This is a genomic window from Acidiphilium sp. AL, from assembly GCF_025499445.1.
Classification (GTDB): Bacteria; Pseudomonadota; Alphaproteobacteria; order Acetobacterales; family Acetobacteraceae; genus Acidiphilium; species Acidiphilium iwatense.
On record NZ_JAIMBZ010000081.1, the window covers coordinates 1 to 6,010 of the forward strand.

General features: G+C 58.0%; 8 protein-coding genes. 5 read left to right on the forward strand and 3 right to left on the reverse strand.

What is annotated here, in order from left to right:
* Positions 1–38 precede the first annotated feature (38 nt).
* Both AiwAL_RS19580 and AiwAL_RS19585 read left to right on the forward strand, forming a co-directional pair.
* Positions 39–311, forward strand: coding sequence for a nuclear transport factor 2 family protein (locus AiwAL_RS19580; protein ID WP_262313416.1), 273 nt, complete (start codon positions 39–41; stop codon positions 309–311).
* Positions 312–384: 73 nt separating this feature from the next.
* Positions 385–1,002, forward strand: a complete 618-nt coding sequence (locus tag AiwAL_RS19585) for a pyridoxamine 5'-phosphate oxidase family protein (RefSeq protein ID WP_262313417.1) — start codon at positions 385–387, stop codon at positions 1,000–1,002.
* A gap of 83 nt (positions 1,003–1,085) precedes the next feature.
* Here the strand turns inward: AiwAL_RS19585 and AiwAL_RS19590 are convergent, their stop codons facing one another.
* Positions 1,086–1,991, reverse strand: coding sequence for a LysR family transcriptional regulator (locus AiwAL_RS19590; protein WP_262313418.1), 906 nt, complete (start codon positions 1,989–1,991; stop codon positions 1,086–1,088).
* A 116-nt stretch (positions 1,992–2,107) separates the two neighbouring features.
* On the opposite strand from AiwAL_RS19590, the gene AiwAL_RS19595 reads away from it, so the two are divergent.
* The gene (locus AiwAL_RS19595) at positions 2,108–2,503 is read left to right on the forward strand and encodes a DoxX family protein (RefSeq protein ID WP_262313419.1); all 396 of its coding nucleotides are present in this window, start codon (positions 2,108–2,110) and stop codon (positions 2,501–2,503) included.
* A 65-nt stretch (positions 2,504–2,568) separates the two neighbouring features.
* Positions 2,569–3,192, forward strand: coding sequence for an NAD(P)-dependent oxidoreductase (locus AiwAL_RS19600; protein WP_262313420.1), 624 nt, complete (start codon positions 2,569–2,571; stop codon positions 3,190–3,192).
* A gap of 357 nt (positions 3,193–3,549) precedes the next feature.
* Here the strand turns inward: AiwAL_RS19600 and AiwAL_RS19605 are convergent, their stop codons facing one another.
* Positions 3,550–3,903, reverse strand: coding sequence for an SRPBCC domain-containing protein (locus AiwAL_RS19605; RefSeq protein WP_262313421.1), 354 nt, complete (start codon positions 3,901–3,903; stop codon positions 3,550–3,552).
* The gene (locus AiwAL_RS19610) at positions 3,875–4,243 is read right to left on the reverse strand and encodes a helix-turn-helix transcriptional regulator (protein WP_262313422.1); all 369 of its coding nucleotides are present in this window, start codon (positions 4,241–4,243) and stop codon (positions 3,875–3,877) included. The genes AiwAL_RS19605 and AiwAL_RS19610 overlap by 29 nt, the downstream gene beginning before the upstream one ends.
* Before the next feature lie 368 nt (positions 4,244–4,611).
* Between AiwAL_RS19610 and AiwAL_RS19615 the strand changes: the two genes are divergently transcribed.
* Complete coding sequence (locus tag AiwAL_RS19615) at positions 4,612–5,796, forward strand: DUF932 domain-containing protein (protein ID WP_262313423.1); 1,185 nt, start codon at positions 4,612–4,614, stop codon at positions 5,794–5,796.
* Positions 5,797–6,010: the final 214 nt, after the last annotated feature.

Consider the following 6,010-nt stretch of genomic DNA (forward strand, 5'->3'; position numbering starts at 1 on the left):
TATCTCGCCTATGGTAGGCACGGGTGGTCGGGGTCCACATGAGGCTGTCCATCCAACTCGGTCTCGACAACCTCTTGGAATCACACCTCATCCCGCCACCCAACCCTTCATTCCATCATCATTCCGAGACAGCCTCTAATATCACTGAAGGAAATACGGTCGTATCGCTTGGTAGCTTTAATGGCGTGCATGCCGGCACGGGCAAATCGGTAAACGCGGCCTACGCGCATATCTGGGATGTAGTCGGCGGAAAGATCCAGCGCTTCCGACAATATATTGACACGCTCGCGGTCGCCGAGGCGCGGCAATAAGCGGCCCCATCCACTATTACGCTCACCGCGCGAAGCTAACTTTGGCGGCATCATTCATACGGAAACCTGAATCATGATCTCACCCAGTAGCGACATCGCCTTCACGCCGGCGGTCAAGGCCATCCAGTCGGCGCGCGGCTCGCGCGAGGCCTATGCCAGAATGGAGGCGCGGGGTGGTTTTCGCACCGGCGTCGACAAATCCCTGGCCGCTTTCCTTGAAGAGATTGACACCGCCTATCTCGCCACCGCCAACGCCGCAGGTCAGCCTTATGCGCAGCACCGGGGCGGCCCGAAAGGGTTTATTCGCGTGGTCGGACCCGATCTCATCGGCTGGGCCGACTACGCCGGCAACCGACAATATGTTTCGACAGGCAATCTGGCGGAAAATGACAAAGCGTTTTTGTTCCTGATGGATTATGCTCGCCGCCGCCGGATCAAGCTGTGGGGACGCGCGCGTTTGACCGATGATGCCGCGTTGATCGCCACGCTGATGCCGAAAGGGTACGGCGCGCAGGGCGAACAGGCCGTGTTGTTTCAGGTCGAGGCCTGGGATGCCAACTGTCCGCAACACATACCACAAAAATTTGACGCTGCTGATGTCGCCGCTGCAGTTGCGCAACGCGATGCCCGCATTGCCGAACTGCAAGCCGAATGTACCAACCTCAAGGCCCGATTGGAAGGAACATCATGAGCCGTCTGCCTCTGCCACGTTTCACAGACGCTACCGCAGCAGACAAGGCGCGGCTCGCGGAAGATGTCTGGAACAGCGTCTCGCTATTCCAGATACGGCGCCAGCACATCTTCGATCCATTTCATGAATATGCGGACCCGTCGCGACAGATTGCTGCGATGTGCAACGACGAGGGACACTGCAATCGCCCGGCGACGAAAATCGGGGAGTATCTCGATGAGCGCTTCAGTCTCTAAATATTGGCAAATCCCCAAGAGTGGCGCCTGAATTAGGCCAAGGCCGGCCATGGCAGCGGCGTCGTAGGTCTGCGCGCTGTTGACGTGTAGCGAGCCTGGCAACTGAAGCGTCGCGTAGCTGTCGCCTTCCGGATATTCCCACCCATTGGGTTTTGTGCCCAGCATTGCCGAAAAATGAATTGTCCGATGTCGTTGACGATGGAGATCTTCGAGTGATTGAGGGATGCCGTAGCGTGCCAGATAGACAGGACTGGCAGCGTTTACCATGCGGAGCAGTCCCAGTGGGCGCGCAATCAGCGTCTCGTCTCTGATCGGGCCAAGCCGCAATACACAGTCGAACCCCTCTTGAACCAGATCAACCTGCCGATCCGTGCTCGACAGCTCCAGCTCCAATTCGGGGTGAGCCGCCATAAAATCCGGCAAAGCCGGCACGATCGTTGTGCGTGCCACTTCGGTCGGAAGATCGACCCGTAGACGCCCGCGGAGTGCCACGTGATCGCCTGCGAACATCGAGTGCAGGTCATCAACTTCAGCAAGCAGATCACGGGCGCGGGCATGAAATGCGCGTCCGTCCTCGGTCAACTGCACGCTGCGCGTCGTCCGGTGCAGGAGCCTGATTCCGACATCTTCTTCCAACTTCCGAATCGCGGTTGAGGCTCGCCCTTTTTGGATGCCCAGCCTGTCGGCCGCGCGAGTAAAACTCCCCATTTCAGCGACAGTTATGAATATGAGGATGGGTTCGAGATTTTGCATTTCGCGCCTCGGATTGTTCACCATAGAGAGAACGGTACGTTCATTTTATGGATGTTTATCACATCCCAGACACACAGTAAGCCACGAATATGAATTGCCACATTGGAGACCGACAAATGTCCGGAACTATGACCTCGCATCGCGCCCTGTGGGCCGGCCGGATCATGAGCGCGTTTGTCGTTATCGTTCTGGTCGGGGATGGTACTATTCAGCTCTTCGTGCCGGCGCAAATCGCCAGCATGTTGCAGGAAACTGGATTTGCGATGGGCCTGACCCGTATCGTGGGTCCGATCGTACTCGCCTGCGCCATCCTTTACGCCATTCCAGCAACAACCGTCCTCGGCGCGATCCTGGCCACTGGCTATCTCGGCGGTGCCATCTGCGCCCATATCCGCATCGATGAGTTGGGGTCACCGCCGGAAATCATTTCGCTACTTCTGGGCGCAATGACATGGGGCGGCCTTTATCTGCGCGATCCCCGTATCCGGGCCATTCTGCCGCTCATTCGTTAAATCACAGGGGCAGTGCTCTGTCCCTCAACATCAGAAAAATACATGATTTTAGTAAAGGCGGCCATATGAAAGTTCTTGTTTTAGGGGCAACGGGCGGAACCGGACGGCTGATTGTCCGTGATGCCGTGGCGAAAAGCCATTCCGTCGTGGCGCTTGTTCGTTCGAAGGCGCTCGCCGATCTGCCGGGAGTAGACATAATCGAGGGCGATGTTTGCGACGAGGTCACCCTTATGCGCGCCTCGGACGGCTGCAATGCGGTCGTCTGCGCCTTGGGCACCGGCATGGGTCGCCGTAAGGTCGATGTGCTCACCGTCGCAACACACGCCATGATCGCGGCAATGACGCGCAACGGCGTGCGCCGTCTGGTCTGCGTGTCCGCCCTGGGGGTCGGGGACAGCCGTGGTCATGGCGGCTTCGTGTTCGACCGACTGTTCCTGCCCTTGCTACTCAGCGAGGCTTACAAGGACAAGGAACGCCAGGAAGCCGCGATCCGCGCTAGCTCGCTCGATTGGGTTTTAGTCCGCCCCGCCATGCTCACAGATGATCCAGCTCGCGGGAACGCCAGGGCTATTACCGACCTCGCACGCGTCAAAGGCGGCAAGATAGCCCGTGCCGATGTCGCTCAATTCGTGGTGGACCAGCTGACGACCGATTTTTATTTGAGGCAGACGCCAGTCCTCATGTGGTGAAAGGCACCAGTTGCGCGATTGGGCGGAAAACGGCGGCCCACGCCTCGTACGATACCGAAACCGAAACGGACGTTACAGAGTTTCTTATCGCCTAATCGGGGAACCAAAAATTTTGAAATTTGCACGCGATCCCTAAAGCCAACCAGGTTAAGTGCGGCTTGATTCTATAGCGGTGCTTCTCCCAACAACGGCGGGCGGGCGGGCGGATTACGCCGCGCCCAGGGCGGCAATATGCTGCGCCAGTTTGTCCAATGTCTGATAACCGAATTCAACCGCTCCGAATCCAATTGTCGCGTCGCGTTGTTCCTTCGTCGGATGGAGTTGCCTCAAAGTTACAACAGTCTTTCCATCAGTTTGTTAATCAAACGTAATGATTGTACGAAACTTGCCGGGGTCATCATCTTTGTCTGATCCATGATCAATTTCCAGAAGGCGAGGTGCGTCGATTTTCAAGAAAATAATTCGATTTTCGTAACGCGTCCCGTCAGGTGCAATATAGATAAAGCGCCACCTTCCACCGACGCGAACGTCAATTTCCTGCGTCTCGACTTTGAATCCCGCAGGACCAAACCAAACCGGCAGATGGAGAGGATCGCTCCAAACCTTGAACACCAGTTCACGTGGTGCAGAAATCACACGAGATAGAACGATTTCGCGGTCACGAGCCCAGGTATTGAGAGCATCATTTCTTGATTCGACGGTGGCTGTCATTTGTCGTCTCCATCGCTTGTAAATTGTTCACGTAAGTTTCCATCCGGTCGAGCCGGCCTTCCCAAATCACGCGTTGCATAGCCAACCATTGTTCGGTCTCCTGCACGGCCTCGACGCGCAGTTTACACATTCTGACGCGCCCGATTTTGGCCGTTTCGACGAGGCCGCTCGCCTCCAAAACGCGAATGTGTTGGAGAATGGTTGGCATCGCCATCGCAAAGGGTTCAGCCAACTCACTGACTGAGGCGGGCTTCAGGCTCAAGCGCATAACCACTGCCCGCCGGGTCGGATCGGAAAGCGCGCCGAAGGCAAGATCGAGTCGATTAAATTTGTTAGTCATATGGCTAACTATATGGACGGAACTTTCGTTTGTCAATATTATTTAGCACGATGGCTAACTAATATTAGATGGTTCAAAAGACCGACAGAGACGACAATGCAAGGACGTCTCGCTTGTCGCAGAATTCTTGAATTCAGAAAGACGTGTATTGCAGAAATAGCAGCTTTCGCGTTAACAAACTGGGTCTCGTAACGGCGTTAAAGGGGCGCTGCTTCCAATAGCCGTGGCAATTTCTGGCCCCGAGTCCGGGCCTGAGAGTGAGAGTTGGGTTGGGCGCTTCATGACAGGTTTTAGTCCGGAGGAGAGGCTTCCGGCGCCTGTCATGGAGAAGTGCCATGGATATCAATGCGTCTGCCGCGGTGGCGGTTATGGGAGAGAACGCTGGCCGGGCTGGGCCGGCGGGTTTTAGGGTTGATGTCAGCCGGGGTGAGCGGCTGGGGCGGGTGTCGTCGGAATGGTTTTCGCGCCCCGACGATGAGCGGTTTCTGTCTCTGCCTGAGTTGTATGGCGCGGTGAGGGCCCGTGCGGAGCGGGCCGAGGCGCGGAATGTGGAGAGCCGGGCGATCCGGGTGGAGGCGCGGCGCGATGATGGCGAGCGACAGGCGCTGATCGTGCCGGGCCAGGAGCAACCGGTGGTGCCGACGCATTGGAGTTTTGGGCAGTTATGCGGGCTGGTGGGGGCTCCGGCCGGGTATCTGCGCGATCTGCCCGCGCCGTTGGCGGGGATCAATCTGCAGCATGGGCTGCTCAACCACCGCGCCGAATTGGTGAAGACGCTGGAGACCGATGATGGGCGGGTGGAGCTGCGCGCCGTCACCGGGCCGGATTATGGGCGCATCTGGGACCATGAATTGGTGGCGGCGGTGATGCGGATTGCGGGCAACGGCACGGGAGATACGGCTTGGAAAGTGCCGGGCGTGCTGGATTGGGCGACCATGACCCATAACCCCTATGTGGATGTGACGAAGGAGACCACCACGCTCTATGCGAGCGATCGCGACGTGTTTCTGTTCCTGGTGGACGATACCAATCCGATCGAGGCGGGGCGGCTCCCGAATGGTGAGCCGGATCTATATTTTCGCGGGTTCTATTGCTGGAACAGCGAGGTCGGCTCGAAGACCTTGGGTATTGCATCGTTTTATCTGCGCGCGGTGTGCGCCAACCGGAATATCTGGGGTGCCGAGGATTTCCAGGAAATTAGCATCCGGCACAGCAAATTCGCCACTCAGCGTTTTGCCCATGAGGCGGCGCCCGCGTTGCGGCGGTTCGCCAATTCCTCGCCGGCGCCGTTCGTGGCGGGCATCAAGGCGGCGCGGGAGCAGATTGTCGCGCGCCAGGATGACGAGCGCGAGGGGTTTTTGCGCAAACGGGGCTTCAGCAAGGGTGAGACCGCGAAGATCATCGCCACGGTGCTGGAAGAGGAAGGCCACCCGCCAGAGTCCGTGTTTGACTTCGTGCAGGGCATCACCGCCCTGGCGCGCAGCCGCCCGTACCAGGACGCCCGGCTGGAGCTGGAGGGCAAGGCGAAGCTGCTGCTGGAGCGGGCGGCGTAACGGGCGCGTTATTCTTTGTGTTGATGTTTGCCGTGGGCCGGTTTTGGTCCACGGCATTTTTTATGGGGCGGGGCAGAGAGATCCTATGGGGATGAGCGCAGCGCGGCCATACCGGGCTACGCGGGGGGTTCATCTCTGGAAGGATTCAACATGTTTGCCGAGAAGGAAGTCGCTGCCCCAGCTCCGTCCATCAATACCGATCCGATCTTCGTCG